Genomic DNA, 18,373 nt, shown 5'->3' on the forward strand with positions numbered 1-18,373 from the left:
CTGATCTAAGTATTATTTATGAAAAAACTGAGTGTTGCTTTCCTATTTTTAACTACGTCCTGTCCGCTGTTTGCTAATCAATCCATCGAATTATCAATGACACTCTCTCCAGAAGATACCTATCAAGTTTCTTTGGATAATTTACAGGTTAATGTGCCTTATACCATTTCATGTCACGTTATCACGACTGATGATTCTTCTGCCCGCCTCTTGCTTGAGCCCCATTTACTGGCTTCAAGTGCTTATGGAAATGTTATGCTGAATAATCAATCGCTTCCTAGTAATTCGGATTATTTGCGTCGCGGCGATAATGAGTTGACGTTTCGAGTCTTGGTTGGAAAAGAAGATTTTGAAAAATATAATTCCTTCAAGTTAAGCAATCCTTTAAATACTTCTTATCAAGTATCCCAATGTGTCGCCAAAGAAGAATCACCGAAACCCCAAGTCTTACAAGAGAACCGTCCCTCAAACATCAACGGCGGTTTTTTCTTTGCTTACAATGAAACAGATTATAAGGTCACGATTGGGATTGGTAACTTTTTCCCCGAGAATTATAAAATTGAACCCCACAGCTGGAGAACAATTTGGGTTTCAACCGATAATCAAGATATTCGAATTAAACGAATTAGCGCTTAAACCCTGCAGATTGAAATTCGTCAGCTTGTAATTTGGCGGCAAGCTCTTCATCGGTTAGGGTTTGCCCCACCTCTTCTTTACTAAGTGCGGCATTTGCTTTGGCTAGGATATCATCGCGTTGACTTAATAACGTAGCAAGCTCAAGTTTATACGGTATGGATTTAGATTGTTTAGCAAAAAACTTAAGGGTTGATTTGTAAACCTTTTTTTCTTGTTGGGAAAAGATGGATTCTAGTTCTTTAAGTTGCTGCTTTTCTGAAAGTGCTTCACTGACCGGATGAAAGAAATCAGCAATGGGTTGTTGAGCTTCTAATTGACTGGATAAAGATTGGAATGTTTTTCGGAGTTGATTTCCTTTATTCCCCTGTTCGTCAAGCACTTGTACTAGCGATGCATTATAGTGGCCAAAATTACCCAGTTGATTTTTTTTCTTATGACTATAAGCACAAGTAAAATCCCCACAGGCATAGCCATCCGTCTGCGGAATTAAAGGACCTGAAAACTGAACGGTTACTTGAGAGGGTTGCAGTCCACAAGCAGTAAGCATTTGATCGGCGAATGGTTTAATAGCACGTGCCCCTATTGGACCGTAAGGATCAAATAATTCTAAACTAAAATTTTTTCCTATTTCCTTGGGTTTACTCAAATAAAATCCTCTCCAATGACCAGGACCAATCGCCATAAAAATATGCTCAATGGCTGGATTCGCTAGAGCTTGTTTTAAGCCTTCTACTACAGGTGAGATAGGGCTCATTCGATTTACTGGCGCTAATACATCAATATTTCCTTCTGATTGAGGCATAAAACGCGTGATGTCATGATCTTGCATTTGATCTCTTAGCGAGCGACGATGGATCCCAAGTTGAGAATAATGACCTTGTTGCTGATGTTGTCTTTGGATAAGCTTAGTTTCTTTCAATAATGCTTGATTAATTTCGTCAACAATCACACCGGTTGCAATATCTAAATCAGGGGCAACCTGTAGTTCAGTGATTCGTTTAAAGAATAGACCCAAAACTTTTTCGCTTTGAGAGGCAAGAGGGCAGTCTTCTGCGGCCATTTTAAGGTTAACTTTACGAATTAGTTCTTTAGCTAAAGGACTTAATTCACCACCTCTTTGAAGCAGTGTTTCTAAATTAGCGTTTATTACCCTGGGTGATAACATGTTATTCTCTTTGGATTCTTAAAAAATAGAATATGGTTATAGTTTATTAAAAAAAGATTAAGAGAAGATTAAGATACAGTCTCTACTGTCATACTAAAAACTTGCAAAGCCGATCAGTTCATTTCATGTTATCCTGATTAAAGAATTTTATTTAAAATGATTCGGTCTATGATGCATCGTTCAACACCCTTATTACTGCTGGGTTTTATGTCTGCCTTTTCGTTGCTGACGTTTGATTTATACCAGCCAGCATTACCAACAATAATTACCTATTTCAATACCTCCTACAGTCTAGGGCAGCTGACGTTTAGTTTATATTTATTCGCGTTTGGATTGGGTCAATTGATTTGGGGGCCTTTAATTGATCATTACGGTAGAAGGCTTATGCTTCCTCTAAGCATAAGCTTATTTTTATTAGCTACTGTAGTGTGTATTTTTGCACACCATATTTTTGTGCTGATTATCGCACGAGGAATACAAGGTCTATCGGCTTGTTGTGCTGGAGTGGTTTCTATTTCTACTACAAGAGATTGTGTAGACAGTACGGAACGAGCGAAGGCTATTTCTCATATCTCCATGATTGTCGCTGCGTCCCCTATTTTTGCACCCTTACTCGGTTCGGTTATTTTGCTTTATTTTCCATGGCAGGCAAATTTTGTCATGATGGGGTTGATAGGTGTGGTCTTATTGAGTTTGAGCTACTTTTTTTTAAACGAATCACCCAACTGGCATTACTCTGGTTACTCGTTGCAATGGATTAATTCATTGAAATCCTATCAGTCCATTCTAAGGCATAGGCATCTATGGATAGGAGCGAGCTCTATTTCTTTTTCTTTTTCAATGCTCATGATTGTAGTTATTAATGCGTCCTACCTATTAATCAGCCAATTACAGTATTCTCCGATGAAATTTGGAATTTTGTTTGGAATCAATGGCGCGATGCTAATTTTAGGAAATTATATTGGAATTAAGTTACGAGAATACTATTCTTTGCTTTGGAACATTCGCTTAGGCGCGCTCTTCTTACTTGGGGGAGCATCTTTAATACTTCTTGGATATCTTATTTGGGGCCTTAGTTTGTTCATGTTGGCGCCTTGTTTATTAGTGAGTTTAGGAAACAGTTTTCTAAATCCTCCAACGCTTTCGATAACCTTGGCTAAGTATGAACAAAACCCTGCTACAGCAACGGCTATTATCAATACCATTCGTATGTCGGTTTCTGCTTTATTGGCGGGATTAATTGGCAGTTTGATGGTTCATCATTTGATATTTCTGCCATTAAGCCTACTCATCTGTGCATCGATGGTGGTGTATATCAGTACGCTTTTTCAAAGCAATTAGTTCAATTCGCTTATCTTCGGTTGGGGAAAAAATTTTTCATCAAATGGTTTATTTTGATTACAAAACATGGTTTTTGCAGCCAGAGCATTCATTGTTTTAAATAAGCCATATGTGCTTAGGCCCCCAGCAACGGTGCATGTCGAAATCGTGATGGCTGCTAAACCACTTGAAAGAAGAGATGCGGCCAAAACAAGTCCAACTAAGGAAGATAGGCTGACCAATAAAGCTACTCCTATCAGGCTATAAAATAATAAAGTCTGGTATCGTGCCAATACAGAGCGGGTTTTTCTGGCTTCAATATGAAATTTAGCATTATCCATCACGCGTCCTGGGAGCGTAATTCCTATTGGTAAAATGCTTGGAACAAAAAAACCTAAGCAAAAATAGTTTAGGCTGAAAGGGGCGGAAAAGGCGCGTGGGTCAGGAATGTTGGCAAATTTCTTCAAAAACCATTGGGTTGCATCCGCGCAGTTATTTTTGGTCAATTCTGGATATACTTTACGATAGCAGTATTGGTACCACCCATCAATGATCTCCTTAGGATTTGCTTCAATCGAAAACGAATAAATCGAATTCGCACTGTTTATAAGCTTTAAGTATTTTTCTGAAGAATAAGAAAAAATGAGTTCAGGCCGTCTTCTCCAACCGTTTATTCGAAAATAAGTATAAGGATTAGAGGAAGTATTCTCTAATACAACCTCAAGATGAGAAAACAAGACGTAATGCCAGTTTAATAAATAGACATTTATAATCGCCATTATACGGTGAAATGGTAAATTTGGAATTAATGGTACCTAAAAGAATAACCATATAAAACCTAAATGGCTTATTTGTTTAAAATTTATCCAATTGCGCTATAATTTAAAAGAACATGGATTTTCAAAGGAATGAATTATGGGCACTCGTACTATTTTTAAATCATTATTTGGGTTTCCTGTCGCAGCGTTGTTAGCCGCGTTTCTTGGAACAAGTTATTCTCCTTTAGTACAAGCCAACTCTAATTTAGAGGTAACTTCTGAGCAAAAACCGGTTGAGCTAGCCTTTTGGTGGGTTCATCGTGATCGATATTACACCTACGGCGCCCCAGGTTATTATTATCGTTACTGGACGGATTGGAGACAAGTTAGCCCTCGTTGTCAAAGAAGTTGTTTGGTCAATCACCGTGGGTATGTGATTCGTTGTGTACGACGTTGCTATTGATGCGACAAGAGTCTGCTTTTATCGCGAAACTCAAGGTTGGTTTCGCGATTCTTTCTAAGGGTGCAAGCACCAGAGCATTATATTTGTTTTATATTCTCTCAAATCGTGCACTATTAAGTAATCCTTAATCTTTTCTTGTTAAACTTATTATTTTATTGTCCGTAGCCATTTTCAAAATGAAAGTAATTTTAGTTTATGCCAATTGTGTTAAGGCAGGAGCAAAAGGAGATTTTGTATTAGCGGGAAATATTGCGAGAGATCTAGCGATTGAATTACGCCATAACGGTCGGGATATCGATGTCGTTTTGACTAGCACTCTGGAAGGCATTGAGCGATTTAAAAGTCTTTATGACTCAATAGATGGGATGTTTTTATCCATTGAAGGCCTGCAAATTCAGTTGGTAGCACTCGAAGAGTTTGATGCGCATCATTATGAAGTGGTAGCTTTTATTGAAGCCAATCGCTGCAAGCATGCTCCTGCTGAGTTGATAAAAAACATTCTTTCTCCTCATAGCGAGCTTTTTATTCTGAATGCAGCGGACCGTGAAATTAGGCCTAGAGAACATTATATAGAAAATATCAACCATTTTCAGCCTGGCTTATATACTTATTTTCCTGATGTGCATATTCTTTATACCGGTCTAGGTGTAGGCCGAATTGGACTTCCAAGCATTCCTGCCTCATCCGACTTGCCCTCACTTAACGCAGAAGAAGAAGTTAAAATCCCAAAGCACCCATTCGGATTAATGTATCTTTCTGGTGATCCAGAATACTGTGGAAGCGTGATTGCGCAATATATGCAAATGACAAATCTACCAGAATACGTTTTGGTGGGAGGGTTGGTTCACAACAAAGCTAAAGTAGAAGCTACCATCATGGAACGATTATTACTTAACAACCCAGAATCGTTATGCATTACTTATCATCAAACCTTAAGCAATGTAACCATGCGCCACATGGCAGCTCAATCACATCGCGTGGTGGTATCCATGGGAGTGATGAGCACTTTAGAAGCTTTTCGCGATGATAAATTACCTTTTTATCATTTTAATTCTAATATTACGTTCGCTAAATCGTATTTATTAGCCGTGCAATCTCTTTGTAGGGCTATGGATGCTTCTGAAAATAAAATGTCGCAATTGATTTTCTCATTAGCAGGTTATTTATTTTCTATAAAACCTTTGAAACCTTCGCAATTAAATCAGCTTAGAAGCTTACTAGCCATTGAGCCTGTTTCTGAGGGATTGGTGCGAGTTAATCAACAAATACTTGAACAAGCGAACGGAAAAGTAGCACGTCATTTACTAGGTTTTATGAGTAATCCTGCCAAATCCTCAACGCATCAACAATGCATCTCAATTTGTCTTACATTACGTACGAAGGGGGAAGTCGCATTAACCTTTGATGAAGCGTTAAGACGGGCGGCTGAAAAAGGAATGATATTTGAATTAAAAGTATTACTGACAAAACTCTCAATTAATCAAATCAATAAATCCGATCGTTTAAAACGAACCGCATTGCATTATGCCGTTTTACAACAAAAACATGATTGTATCCGTCTATTAATTAAACATGGAGCTATATTAGACGTTCAAGATCACTTCAAAAAAACACCTCTAGATTACGCGATAATACAAGATGATGAACGTTCAATAGAAATACTTAGTGGCGCTAAACTTACATCTTCTGATGGTGAAAAGGACTTATCCGACTCAAGTTCAGATCCCATACTGATTGATGTGGCCAATTCTTTTCCAAATCTTTCATTGATATGATAGATAATAGAATTCGCTTACAGGAATAAGAAGCTTCGAATATGAATGTATTTTCTCACTAGATAAGTGCTAATCCCATTTCTTATAATGATGATTATTATCGTAGCCATTGCTGTTCCGCTAATACCAAAATAAATGGTTGCTGGTGGAACAAAAAGGCATAATGCCAATAATTCGGCTATATTTAATCTAAAATTAAATCGTTCATATCCTTTATAGAGTAATAAAATATTACTAAAATTAATAAGACTAGAAAGACAAATGCCGACGCTTAGAATAATTACACAATTTTGTGCGGCATCATAAGATGGGCCAAAATGGGATAACAAACTTGATGAAAAATAAATAATTATGCTCGTTAAAACAATAAAGATGGAAGCCACCGCTATATTGGTTGTATCTAATTTATGTTGCAGTAATCTAGAGCCCTCGGGTGTTTTCAGTAGAGATACCATGTGTGGTTTTACTGCTTGATACAAGTTGTTTGGTAACCACAAAACGCCGGTAATGCTTAAGGCAGCGGCATAATGCCCGACTTCTTTTTCCGAGGTTGCAAACACCTCTACAATAATTAAATCAATAATAGAAATAATCAAAAAAATCATAGCGGTTGAAATAAATGAGGCAGATTTAGGAAGCCATTCTTTATGGTATACATCAATTTTTTTTAATTGTTTAATAGCCCCCCTCATCATAAATAATATGTTTTCGTTTAGTGTGAGCGTGCTTAAGATAGCTAAAATTAAAAAAGAAACAAATAAACCGATTGTTAATGAAACATTATCTAAAGTGGTTCCCAAAAACAAAACTGCAATTGCGAAGATAACGAATTGAATGAAATAGCTAAATATGCTTGAAATCGCAACGGAAAAATAAACTTGTTCAGCACTGAGAAAATAGTTACTAATAAGTTTGACAAATGCAGCTATCGGTGCGATCCAAAATATAAATACCGCTAAATGGTAATCATCGTAATCATGAATACCAAGATAGTCTAATAAAAGTATCATGCTATTCGAAAAAAAAGCGATAAAAATACAAAGTAAAGATGTAATCCAGATTAATTTAAGATTCCAAGCAATGTAATGCTTTGCTACTTCTGTAGCGTCCGTTCGTAAGTAATTAGACAGGAATCGTTGGGAGCTAACATTCGTTCCAAATAAAATAAGACTAATTAAAATATTTAAAAATTTAATTGCAACACTAAAATCCCCATAAAGGTGAACCTCTAGATTACGAGCCAAAAATACATTAAGTCCATATTTAATGACATAACCAACTAAGCCCAATAAAAACAGAATATAAGTATATTTCAGTTCTTCTTTCATAAGAAACTGGATTGTAGACATTATGTTTTACTTTATTCTTTATTTTATTGGTTTTCAAATGGGTTGATTTTTAATGGATAAAAAATAATCAAAACAACCGTAGACAAGTGCTTAAATAATTATCAAAATAGGCGGCTTTTATTGTTATGGGTTTAAAGTTAAGTCATGAAAAGATTCGTTCCATATTTTTTTATGCTGTCTATTTGGGCTAGCATGAATGTTTGTTTTGCAGCAAACACTCATGCTGCACCATTGCCTGATGTAGAATACCAACAGCAAGTTTTATTTTATGTGAATCAGTATCGAATAAAGCATCATCGAGTACCATTAAAATTAATTCCAACGATATCAAAAACTGCAGAAACGCATAGTATCGCAATGGCAAAAAAACGCGTTCCCTTCGGGCATCAAAATTTTAATCAACGAATAAATTCCTTATACAAGCAGATTAAAAACTGCCAAGGTGGTGCGGAGAATGTAGCGTATTACAAGTATGGACCCAAGAAGCTTGTGGATGCATGGATAGCTAGTCCTGGTCATCGTAGAAATATTCTAGGAGATTATAACTTAACCGGAATTGGAATTGCTCATGATAGTAAAGGGTGGGGGTATTACACTCAACTCTTTTTGAAAAGCCCGATGGCAATCAGTTAATGAATCAAATGGACGGTAAGTATTTATTCTAAACCATGTGCCTTGTAGAGGAATCGGTTACATCAATTTCGGTTAAGTCGGTTTCAGTTGGATCCTCATCTCCTGTAGAAGCGCTGGGTAGGATCTCTCCTTGAGAGATCAGGTGTTGTAATCGCGCTGCTCTTTGTTGTTCGCCTTTTGATTTAAAAAAACGACTCATGGAATAAAGACAAGTCCCGCCAATTGCACCTGCGACCATGGTGGCTATTTGTTGAGAATTGATGCTATTGGCAGGATCATTCTCTTTGCTGATGGTAACGCCATAAGCAACACCCATTCGAATGTTGGCTATGAAGGTCAAATTTAAAAACTCTAAGGATGGGTTACATTCAAATTTAGTTTTTTCTGGTAGCGCAGTGGGAACAATATTCTCACTTATAGCAGACTTCAGATCAGGTTTGCATTCAAGCCCTGGAATTTGAAAAAATTGTATTGGGTAAGTTCTGCTCTCTTCCTTAGAGAGTGTTGACATCGGTTTATTCATACCCTCTTTGTTTTGCATCATGGTCCCATTGGATGGGTAACCGTATTCCCAATTGATGGGTCTAAAATGAAAATGAAGAACGAAGCTTGTGACACTTGCGCTGATTGCAGCTGTTGCCGGAGCGCTTACCATCCCTCGTAGAGCTTGAGTTCCATATTCTTGCCAGGATGGGGGTTGATATAATGTATCGCCTAAGACTATGTGATCTTTTTTTCCTTGAACCCATAGATGGAGCATGTTGCCAAAGATTTTTAACACCATGCCATTTGACAGGGCTATCATACTAATGAGTCGGACGTAGTCCCTAGTTAAAAAATCATTTAAACTAACGGCCGTGTTGCCAATGTATTTTTCTTCAATATGATCGTTTGTTCGAGTATACGTTTGACTCCAATCATTCAATACAGAAATGGTTGTGGAATTGGCTTCAATGCCGCCATTCCCATAATAAGTGATTCGAGCTCCGAAATCTAAGTAGTGTGAACCTGCAAAAGACATTCCTGAAAACACACTGCTTAACGTGCCAAGCGTTGATAAAAGATCGGCAGTTGTGTCAATGACATAAAGAATCGTTGATCGTATTCCCTTTTTTAGCCTATTTAATGAGTACATAGGGTTACCAATTAGTGACTAAGCTTCTTAACCAGAACAATGATGAGTTAAGGCCTGATACAGCTAACGGCGGTTGTTTCTATAGGATCATTTACTCCACTGATTAGAAACCGAAGCCTAGGATAAAAAGTTTATATCCTTCTCTAAAGCTTTAAATCCTGTTCTAAACTAAAATAACTGAAGAAAAAATACAAGAATTAATCTAATAAGTGAAAGTAACGCGTACAAATGGTTTCCAGATGACTTAATGATTCACATCGGTTCATTTCGAGAATAAATTCTGCTCTTTGCGGTAAGCCACGCGCATAATATTTGGCGAATTTTCTGGCTTGTATCACTGCAAATTTATCGCTATTTAAGAGCTTGGCAAGTTCGGTGATGTGTTCAAGAAACAACGCGCTTATTTGCGGAAATTCTGGTTTGGAAAAGGGTTGGTTAAAATATGCTGAAATCAGTTGTCCTATTAGCCAAGGTTGGCCAACGCCTGCACGAGCGATCATTACCCCAGCACAGCCTGTTGCAAACATTTTTTTCAACGAATCAATACACGCTATATCACCATTGCCAATAACTGGGATTTTAAGTTCTTGCACAAAAAATTGAATTTGATCAGTGTTGCAGGGGGTTTCATAGTGTTCAGTCCAATGGCGGCCATGGACTATTAAGTAATCCGTACCCGCTTCTTCTACGACTTTGGCGATTTCTTTATTGAATTGATCAGAACTATGACCATCGATACGAATTTTCACAGAGACTGGCACATGAGTATTGGCTTTCATGGCTTTTATGGCTTCATATAAATTCAAAGGATCCGACAAATGTTTTGAGCCTGCACCTCGGGAACGAATCTTATTGACCGGGCAGCCACAATTTAAATCGATTAAATCTGCGCCACAATCAGTGACGATCTTAGTGGCCTCGGCAATTTTATTAGGCTCTCTTCCAGACAATTGAAAGCAAACTGGGCCCTCATCTAAACTTTTGGCGACAAAGCGATGCCTATTTTTCGAGCTATTGATGAGTGTTTCACAAGAGATCATTTCGGTGAAGGTAAACGCAGGATGACCAAATTTCCAAAATAAGCGTCGAAAGGGGGCAGAGCTAATGCCAGCAAGCGGTCCTTGGATGATATTTACAGGAAAAGATCGATCTCTAAGCGTTAATTCTTTAATCAAAATGTACTCGTTGCGAATGAACAAAAAAACAATTTTAATGCAAAAAGCGCAAAATAAGAACCCTTGGGCGGGGGAGAGTGTTAGATGCCCCGGACAAGCCGTGGCAAGTAGAGGGAAAGACAAGCTGTGGCAAGTAGGGGGAAAGACAAGCCGTAGCAAGTAGTTGTCTTTTGATCACATCTTGGCCTACGCCGCGCGGCTTGACCGCGTGGTCCAGTGTTTTAGCACAGCACTCCTGGATTCCTTGGACAAGCTACGGAACATCGAGAGTAGAGCTGGACTGAGTTTTCAAAGATGGGTAGAAGACATAGGGTCAATAGGGGGTAAAGATAAGCCGAGTTGTCTTTTGATCACATCTTGGCCTACGCCGCGCGGCTTGACCGCGTGGTCCAGTGTTTTAGCACAGTACTCCTGGATTCCTTGGACAAGCTACGGAACATCGAGAGTAGAGCTGGACTGGGTTTTCAGAGATGTGTAGAAGATACAGGGTCAGTAGGGGAAAGGCAAAGACTGGCAGGAAAAATATATGCTTATTAAGCATAGCTCCATGTAAAGAGAGCATCCTAAGCGATGGAAGCTGCCGTCAAAACCCTTAAAACTCCGAACTGGGGTTTAACAAGTTGTTGGGCTTAAATGGCTATTTTTTCCTTGACGTTTGATAACATCAGCTTCTTCGCAGTGGCATAATCTTTTTTGCCACTTGCAAGCTTTGGAATTCCCTCAAGGTTAATCAACTTGTTAGGGAGCATGAGTCTTGGGATATTAGACGTTTTTAACTGTGACATAATATATTCAGGAGCTTGTTTGCCGCTGTAGATAAGCCCGATGCATTCGCCTTTTTTCGCATCAGGAAGAGAAACAGCAATGACTTCTAAGTCTGGATCATTAAACAAATGACTAAATTGCTCCTCGACTTGGCCTAGGCTAATCATTTCTCCACCAATTTTGGCAAACCTTGAATAGCGATCCACGATGGTTAAATACCCTTCTTCATCGAGTCGACCTTTGTCGCCTGTTTTGTACCAAACAATGTCTCCGTCTTGAATGAGAACGTCTTCGGTTTTTTCGACGTCGTTGAGATAACCACGCATCACTTGAGTGCCTCCAATGAGGATAAGCCCTTCTTCTCCTATGGGTAGGTCTTTTAACGTGTTCGGATCAACGATTCGAAAAGCGCTGCCAGGTAGAGCTAGGCCGACCGTTCCCGGTTTATTGCCTTGATGAATGTGCCAATCGGATGGGGAGATGACGTCTGGAAGATTGCAACTGGCAACGGGAGCCACTTCAGTTGCTCCATACCCTTCATAAATGTCATGATTGAACTTATTTTTAAATTCTTCGCGCACCGTAGGGGATAATTTTTCCGCCCCCGAAATGACTAATCGCAGTGATTTTAATAATAAAGGATGAATCTTAGGATTACGATTGTATAAGCTCAAAAAAGTCGAGGTTGCACAAAACATGGTAATTCGGTGACTGTATATTAGACGCGCAATGGCGAGAGCATTGGTTGGATCAGGATAACAAACCATGGTTAAGCCTTGGATTAAAGGCACTAAGGTTGTCATGGTTAAGCCAAAGGCATGAAATAAAGGTAACGAATTAAGCATTACATCGTCTTCTTGAATAGCAAATACGCTTGTGACTTGTTTGATGTTACTAAGCAGATTACGATGAGTTAGTTCAACTCCTTTAGGTTTACCTTCACTCCCGCTGCTAAACAAGATGGCGGCAACACTATTGACGTCTGATTGCTTGATAAAATAATGTTTCAATAAAAATGCAGGTAAGAATTTCACAGCGAGGAGATTTCTTGCAATGCTTACTTTCGCTGTTTTCTTTTTTAAATCCTCTAAGTGAACGAGATGGGTGGTGTGGACCAGATGTTTTAGATTAAATCCTTTATCGTTTAATTTATCAAGAAAAACATGAGAAGTAATGATTGTTTTAATGTTGGCCTGTTCAATGGCTGAGCGCAAGGCCTGATCACCTGCGGTATAATTTAAGTTCACAACGGTTTTACCGCGACAAAGTATCGCTAAATTTGCAATAACTCCCGCAGCACTGGCAGGTAAAATGATACCAATATTGGACTGGCCATTCATTTTAGGAGCGAGCTTTTTGGCAAAATAAATGACTGCTGCAAGCAGTTTATGAGCTGAGAATCGGCTGCCACTGGAATCAATAACAGAAATCGCATTGCCTTGGTGCTTGGCCATTCGAAACCATTCTAATTGGATGGAATCCATTTCATTGGTGAAATATTTCCAGGACTTAATCGATAGCTCACGAACGGTTTGCCGAACCTCAAGTGCGGATGCATGATTTGCCATGGGCTCGCCATAGATAACGCTCACCCGCCGATTATTCATTTTGGCTAAATCTTTATAGTGTTCTGTAGCGTAAGAAGTTTTAGCTCCCCATAAGCCATGGAGATAAAACGGAACGATAACGGCATTTGTTTCTTCTGCGGCTCGTTCAAAACCTGAATGAAAGGCTCCTACTTGACCATTTCGACTCAAACGCCCTTCAGGAAAAAGCGCAATAACTTCACCTTGATTTAATGCAGCATGGATTTCTCTCAGTGCATCTTTACTGGCTGAACTACCAATAGGGATGATCTTAAATTGCTTTAAGAGCCATTTTAAGTACCACTTTTCGTAGATTGACCGCTCCATCACAAATCGGATTGGGCGAGGACAAGCAATTTGTAATACGGCCCAATCAATAAAGCTTGTATGATTTCCTAGTAATAAAACGCCTCCTGTGGAAGGCAAATGATTTAATTGATACACGCTAACAGAGTAAAATTTAGAAACCACACAATATAATAAATACCGAATAAGTGATTGTGGCAGAGCAAACAAGGCGTAAATTGAACCAGCTAAGGCAACCGCACCTAAAGCATAAAGAAAATAAATGCTTTGCAAGCCCAATAAGCTAACTAAAGCGGTTAGGGCTAAAAAACCAAACATAACACAGGTTTGTACAAAATTATTAGCAGATAAGATCTTGCCCAATTCTTTTTTAGGGGCATTGAATTGAATTAAGGCGTTTAACGGAACAATCAACATGCCACCCCAAAATCCATAGGTTAAAAAGAGCGCAAGGATGGCAAAGGGATTAGACAGTGTGGGAAGGATAAATAGGGCAATCGCAGCACCGATGGTTGCGACGGGAATAATACCTGTTTCGATAAATCCTTTTGAAAGTTTACCTGCGTATAAAGCCCCTAAAACGATGCCTATTCCTCCGAAAGCAAGTGAACCTTGGGCAAAAACAACGCTCGTGTTGCTTATATGATCTTTCAAAAATGCACCATAGGTGGCCAATAAAACTTGATTGACACCCCAAAAAATCGCTAAACCAACGATGCAAGTCATAATAATTGGATTGTTGGTTGTTTTTTTTATGTAAGAAGCTAGATACTGACCTTTGAAATACTGTTTCGCTTTATAATTCGATTCAGGATCCGCTGCTAGCTTTTTAGGAAGTCGAAAGGTTAAGAGGCTTTCTAATAGTGAACATGCAATCAATAACAAGCCAGCAGGTGCAAAAGCCTTGAGCACTAATGAGCGCTCGGTGGCTTTAAGTAAGCTTAAGGCATTCAGGTAATGACTAAATATTAACGTGAATACAAAGGTACTGCCTAAAATGGCTGCAATGGTTAATGTTTGAACGAATGCATTGGCTTGTGAAATATGCTCTTTACCAAAGAGTTCTTTAATATAACCGTATTTTGCAGGGGAATTAATCGCACTTTGTACCGCTAAAAGAAAGGTTAACGCAAACGCTCCCCAGAAATAACCTTGATAATAACAAAACGTTATCAGAATAGTTAAAGGGATAACAGCCACCGCCGTTAGTTTTAATGTGGAGGCTTTTGGAAATTTATCAGCCAGAAAGCCTGATGGAGTAAATAATAAAATATAAGGTAATAAAATCAATCCATTTACAATGGCCGACAAAATTGTAAACCCCTCGCCACTCGTGGTTTGATAAAGGGTATCTTGCATTAGAATTTTATGGCCGATATCAACGAACGTATTTAGAAATACGACCAGCATAAAGGGATAACATCCTCGAATACTAAATAGCTTCATACTGAACTCCATGGAAGCAGGGAATTGCTATAGGAATAAACCTCTTAGCAAGAACAATCTATGTGTGCTTTCAAAAGCGGCGAAAATAACAAATAAGCCATTTTCTGTCACGTGTTAATTGCGGGTATCTTAATACAACTGAGCATATTCATTGTGCAAGAATTGAATTTTTGGCTCATAATTACCTATATATAAATCAAGATGATAGCAAAGTACCCATGTTTTCTAAGCCCAAGACGTTTTATAGATTTGCTAATCCCCCTCTATGGCCAAATGGTTTTACCGTTTTGGAAATGCTTATCGTGCTTGGTTTATTATCCACACTGATTTTTATAGCCGTTGAGGCTTATGATACTTCTCGCCAAAAAGCCAATATTGAACAAGCAATCTCAGACATTAAGGATATGGAAATTGCTATTGAAAACTACTACATGGAAAATGGTTATAAATATCCTCCTGATTTAGCCGCAGTCGGTATGCAAAATCGCAAAGACCCTTGGGGGAATTCTTATCATTATTTAAACATCGCAGCGTTACCAGATAAAGGTGCTGATCCTCAAGCCAGGAAAGATCAAAACTTATTCCCTCTAAACTCGGATTTTGATTTATACAGTATGGGAGAGGACGGCAAAACAAAAATTTCGCTGACTGAAAGTGAGAGCAAGGATGATGTTATTCGAGCAAATAATGGTAGTTTTATCGGGCTGGGTTCAGATTATTAAGCAAGGCGACCTATGAAGATAGATTGGAACTTTTTTCAAAGCAAGGTGGCGCGCCGTGTTTTTTTGTTATTCATTCTTTCTGCTTTGATCCCGGTTATTTTTTTGGCCATCTTTCAAATAACCCAAATCTCTCGCCAGTTGAATGAAACAAGTCAACAACATGTTCGACAAAGTGTTAAAACCATCGGAATGGACTTAATTGGCCGTTTATTCCATCTGGAAAATCAAATTAGTCTTTTGGGAAAAGCAATTATCGCACTTCCTCAGGATGATTATGTAACACAATCAGAACAATTATCAGGCTTGGCACCCGATTTTGTGTCTTTAACCTTAATGGATAAGGAAAAAACGTCTCTTGTTTTAAAAGGAAAAAAGCTTGTGCTACCTATGGATATGAAAGCGCTATCCGTTGGCCAAACGGCGATTGCCGTGCGCCCTCCTCAAACAGGGGGTTCAGGAAGTCATGTCATGATGATCCATCGATTAGATCCTCATCGATATTTATTGGGAAGAGTAAAAAACATTTGGATGTTTGATATTCATAGCAATGCGCTGTTTTGGGTGATTGGCCCTAAAAATCAACTCATTTATACCAATACAGCTTCTTCTGTTCCAGAAAACGTATTTAGCTTAAAAATGAAGCAAGATTCAGATGTCTTTCCATGGCAAACGCAACAAGAAGAATATTTTGTTGGTTATTGGAGCCTTTTTTTAAAACAGCGCCTAAAAAGCGAAAACTGGACCGTAGTTTTGGCTGAGCCTATGGCAAGTGTTTTATCTCAAGCTAAAAGTTTATATTCTATTTTTATACCAACCGTGTTGGTGGCAATATTTTTAACGATGTTTTTAACCCAAGCACAAATCCGGCGCGTATTAACCCCATTAGAAAAATTAAGGAAAGCGACAAAGCGAATTGCAAAAAGAGATTTCACAACGCCTGTCAACGTGACGAGTCATGATGAATTCGAAGAATTGGGCGAGGCGTTTAATGCCATGGCCTCGCAATTAAATCGCCAGTTTAAAACCCTGTCTATTTTATCGATGCTTGATAAAAGTATTTTAACAAACAAAGACGGCGAGGCCATTTTAAATATCATTTTTGATCGTTTAAAAGAAGCAGTGAACTATGATGTTTTAGTGCTTGGGATGATCCGTCATGAGGACAAAACCCGAATATCTTTAACCATAGATGATGCTGATCGCCTCCAAATCGAGATAGCAGAAACTGAATTATCAAAACAAGACCTTCTCCTATTACAACAAAATCAAGATAGAGCAATCGATTTAAAAAAGGACGGACTTCCTGATTATCTAGCAAGTTTAACCCATCATCGAATGAACTATTTTATATTATTTCCCATTCTTCATCGGGGTATCCCTACGGCCATTATGGGCATGGGGTTTAAAGAAAAAGAAACCCTGAAAGAATTTAACACCAATGAGCTGCGAGATATTTTTTATCGGGCATCCATCGCATTCACTCATGCAGAATGGGAAGAACAATTGTATCGGCAAGCGCATTATGATGATTTAACCCACTTACCCAACCGATTAATGTTGCGCGATGCGATGAACGATGCACTAGAGCGCGCCGTTAAAGAAGAGACCTATTGTGTTTTGATGTTCTTAGATTTAGATAATTTTAAAGACGTGAATGATACATTAGGTCATAGCATAGGAGATCGTTTTTTAGCCTTAGTCGCCAAACGAATGCACCAGCAACTAGGAAATCAAGGGCTATTAGCTCGGATTGGGGGGGATGAATTCACCATACTTCTTTCTGACATACCCAGTGTTCATATCGCAAAAAAACAAGCAGAGGAAGTTGCCGAGCGATTATTAAAGGCATTTGATGAACCTTTTTTATTAGAAGATATGGAGTATTTTGCAACCGCAAGTATTGGTATTGCAATTTATCCAAAAGACTGCAAAACAAGCGACGAACTTCTGAAGTATGCCGATATGTCGATGTATTTGGCGAAAGCTCGCGGAAAAAATGATTATGAATTTTTCTCCAGTGAATTAGAGGTAGAAGTCATTGAGCGAAATGAGCTCTTACAAGAATTGCATAGTGCTTTGCAAGAAAAACAATTTTTAATTTATTACCAGCCAAAGATTGACTCTTTGAATAATACGCTAATTGGGGCTGAAGCCTTAATTCGCTGGCAACATCCGACAAGAGGGCTATTATTGCCTGATTTATTTCTCAATTTAGCCGAAGAATCCAATTTAATTTTTGCTATAGGTGATCTGGTGATCAAAAATACGTGCCAACAATTAAAAGATTGGCAAAACGAAGGCTACCTAATTCCACCGATTGCAATCAATATTGCAGCGAGGCAATTTAGCCAAAAAGATCTAAGCCAACGAATTGCAAGCGTTATTAAAAAATCTGGCGTCAATCCGACTTTCATTGAGTTTGAAGTCACTGAAAGTGCTTTTATCGAAAATTTCGATGAAACCGTCGTTATATTAAACCAATTAAAAGAGCTTGGTTGTAAGTTGACCATCGATGATTTTGGAACAGGTTATTCGTCGATGCATTATTTAATGAAGCTTCCAGTGGATACGATGAAAATCGATCGTATTTTCATTCATGGTATCCCTCAGAATGAGAAAAATATCAGCATCATTAAAGCGATTAAAACGTTAGCGCTTAATCTAGGTATGCAGGTTGTGGCAGAAGGAATTGAAACGAAAGAACAATCCGATTTATTAAAGGATTTAGGATGTGAATATCAGCAAGGCTATTATTTTAGTCGCCCACTTTCGCCGGATGAATTTGCTCGAAATTACTTGAAGAAGATAGGAAAAAAATAAATCCCGCAGACGCTTTATGCAGGATTTATTGAGTCAGAAGTTACCAAGGTACGCCGCTACAACAGCTGGTTCCTTGGTAATTAAATACGTAATTGCTTCCACCACATAAATTGCTGCATCCACCCCATCCGCATCCGGTTAGTTGAATGCTCGTTAATATTATAAAAAAAGAAAGAAGGATTGTTTTTTTCATAGCCTAGTCCTTGGCGTGTTATCTTACAAATAATATTACAACAAGATTTAAAAAAATACAAAAAGAATAAATAATATTCTGTTTATTGGTCGTGGATGTCTTGTATTCGCATTGAAAAATGATGGA

Annotated in this window: 13 protein-coding genes; 7 read left to right on the forward strand and 6 right to left on the reverse strand. The window is 38.4% G+C overall.

Annotated features, from left to right (window positions below; genetic code table 11):
- The first annotated feature begins 18 nt into the window (after positions 1-18).
- Entirely contained in the window at positions 19-636 is a 618-nt protein-coding gene (locus E1O41_RS05880; RefSeq protein ID WP_131776393.1) for a hypothetical protein, read from the forward strand.
- Here E1O41_RS05880 and E1O41_RS05885 read toward each other — a convergent pair.
- The gene (locus tag E1O41_RS05885; protein ID WP_131776394.1) at positions 626-1,801 is read right to left on the reverse strand and encodes a hypothetical protein; all 1,176 of its coding nucleotides are present in this window, start codon (positions 1,799-1,801) and stop codon (positions 626-628) included. The two genes, E1O41_RS05880 and E1O41_RS05885, sit on opposite strands and share 11 nt — an antisense overlap.
- Before the next feature lie 168 nt (positions 1,802-1,969).
- Here E1O41_RS05885 and E1O41_RS05890 point away from each other — a divergent pair, with 168 nt between their 5' ends.
- On the forward strand, positions 1,970-3,142 hold the full coding sequence (locus E1O41_RS05890) for a multidrug effflux MFS transporter (protein WP_229669365.1): 1,173 nt from the start codon (positions 1,970-1,972) through the stop codon (positions 3,140-3,142).
- Here the strand turns inward: E1O41_RS05890 and E1O41_RS05895 are convergent.
- Positions 3,139-3,900 (reverse strand): hypothetical protein, encoded by a 762-nt coding sequence (locus E1O41_RS05895; protein ID WP_131776396.1) that lies wholly within the window; start codon positions 3,898-3,900, stop codon positions 3,139-3,141. The genes E1O41_RS05890 and E1O41_RS05895 overlap by 4 nt on opposite strands.
- A gap of 136 nt (positions 3,901-4,036) precedes the next feature.
- Between E1O41_RS05895 and E1O41_RS05900 the strand changes: the two genes are divergently transcribed.
- Complete coding sequence (locus E1O41_RS05900; protein ID WP_131776397.1) at positions 4,037-4,342, forward strand: hypothetical protein; 306 nt, start codon at positions 4,037-4,039, stop codon at positions 4,340-4,342.
- Between the two features lie 176 nt (positions 4,343-4,518).
- Complete coding sequence (ankY, locus tag E1O41_RS05905) at positions 4,519-6,117, forward strand: Dot/Icm T4SS effector AnkY/LegA9 (RefSeq protein WP_131776398.1); 1,599 nt, start codon at positions 4,519-4,521, stop codon at positions 6,115-6,117.
- Between the two features lie 17 nt (positions 6,118-6,134).
- Here the strand turns inward: ankY and E1O41_RS05910 are convergent, their stop codons facing one another.
- On the reverse strand, positions 6,135-7,466 hold the full coding sequence (locus E1O41_RS05910) for a lipopolysaccharide biosynthesis protein (RefSeq protein WP_131776399.1): 1,332 nt from the start codon (positions 7,464-7,466) through the stop codon (positions 6,135-6,137).
- 144 nt (positions 7,467-7,610) lie between these two features.
- On the opposite strand from E1O41_RS05910, the gene E1O41_RS05915 reads away from it, so the two are divergent.
- Positions 7,611-8,099: a CAP domain-containing protein gene (locus E1O41_RS05915; protein ID WP_229669364.1), complete on the forward strand. Its 489-nt coding sequence runs from the start codon at positions 7,611-7,613 to the stop codon at positions 8,097-8,099.
- A gap of 28 nt (positions 8,100-8,127) precedes the next feature.
- Here E1O41_RS05915 and E1O41_RS05920 read toward each other — a convergent pair whose 3' ends face one another.
- From E1O41_RS05920 to E1O41_RS05930, 3 genes are all read right to left on the reverse strand, one after another.
- The gene (locus E1O41_RS05920; protein ID WP_131776400.1) at positions 8,128-9,234 is read right to left on the reverse strand and encodes a hypothetical protein; all 1,107 of its coding nucleotides are present in this window, start codon (positions 9,232-9,234) and stop codon (positions 8,128-8,130) included.
- A 197-nt stretch (positions 9,235-9,431) separates the two neighbouring features.
- On the reverse strand, positions 9,432-10,409 hold the full coding sequence (locus E1O41_RS05925) for a tRNA dihydrouridine synthase (protein WP_165481124.1): 978 nt from the start codon (positions 10,407-10,409) through the stop codon (positions 9,432-9,434).
- 629 nt (positions 10,410-11,038) lie between these two features.
- On the reverse strand, positions 11,039-14,512 hold the full coding sequence (locus E1O41_RS05930) for an acyl-[ACP]--phospholipid O-acyltransferase (RefSeq protein ID WP_165481125.1): 3,474 nt from the start codon (positions 14,510-14,512) through the stop codon (positions 11,039-11,041).
- A gap of 302 nt (positions 14,513-14,814) precedes the next feature.
- Between E1O41_RS05930 and E1O41_RS05935 the strand changes: the two genes are divergently transcribed.
- Together E1O41_RS05935 and E1O41_RS05940 are read left to right on the forward strand one after the other, a co-directional pair.
- Complete coding sequence (locus tag E1O41_RS05935) at positions 14,815-15,234, forward strand: prepilin-type cleavage/methylation domain-containing protein (RefSeq protein WP_165481126.1); 420 nt, start codon at positions 14,815-14,817, stop codon at positions 15,232-15,234.
- 12 nt (positions 15,235-15,246) lie between these two features.
- Complete coding sequence (locus E1O41_RS05940) at positions 15,247-18,054, forward strand: EAL domain-containing protein (protein WP_131776404.1); 2,808 nt, start codon at positions 15,247-15,249, stop codon at positions 18,052-18,054.
- Positions 18,055-18,373: the final 319 nt, after the last annotated feature.

Origin of the sequence: Legionella impletisoli, assembly GCF_900639875.1 — a bacterium.
In the GTDB taxonomy this organism is placed as follows: domain Bacteria; phylum Pseudomonadota; class Gammaproteobacteria; order Legionellales; family Legionellaceae; genus Legionella_A; species Legionella_A impletisoli.

Excerpts from the sequence above, each read along its gene's own strand:
- E1O41_RS05880 (WP_131776393.1), top strand. The coding sequence starts at position 19 with ATGAAAAAACTGAGTGTTGCTTTCCTATTTTTAACTACGTCCTGTCCG.
- E1O41_RS05885 (WP_131776394.1), bottom strand. The coding sequence starts at position 1,801 with ATGTTATCACCCAGGGTAATAAACGCTAATTTAGAAACACTGCTTCAA.
- E1O41_RS05890 (WP_229669365.1), top strand. The coding sequence starts at position 1,970 with ATGATGCATCGTTCAACACCCTTATTACTGCTGGGTTTTATGTCTGCC.
- E1O41_RS05895 (WP_131776396.1), bottom strand. The coding sequence starts at position 3,900 with ATGGCGATTATAAATGTCTATTTATTAAACTGGCATTACGTCTTGTTT.
- E1O41_RS05900 (WP_131776397.1), top strand. The coding sequence starts at position 4,037 with ATGGGCACTCGTACTATTTTTAAATCATTATTTGGGTTTCCTGTCGCA.
- ankY (WP_131776398.1), top strand. The coding sequence starts at position 4,519 with ATGAAAGTAATTTTAGTTTATGCCAATTGTGTTAAGGCAGGAGCAAAA.
- E1O41_RS05910 (WP_131776399.1), bottom strand. The coding sequence starts at position 7,466 with ATGTCTACAATCCAGTTTCTTATGAAAGAAGAACTGAAATATACTTAT.
- E1O41_RS05915 (WP_229669364.1), top strand. The coding sequence starts at position 7,611 with ATGAAAAGATTCGTTCCATATTTTTTTATGCTGTCTATTTGGGCTAGC.
- E1O41_RS05920 (WP_131776400.1), bottom strand. The coding sequence starts at position 9,234 with ATGTACTCATTAAATAGGCTAAAAAAGGGAATACGATCAACGATTCTT.
- E1O41_RS05930 (WP_165481125.1), bottom strand. The coding sequence starts at position 14,512 with ATGAAGCTATTTAGTATTCGAGGATGTTATCCCTTTATGCTGGTCGTA.
- E1O41_RS05940 (WP_131776404.1), top strand. The coding sequence starts at position 15,247 with ATGAAGATAGATTGGAACTTTTTTCAAAGCAAGGTGGCGCGCCGTGTT.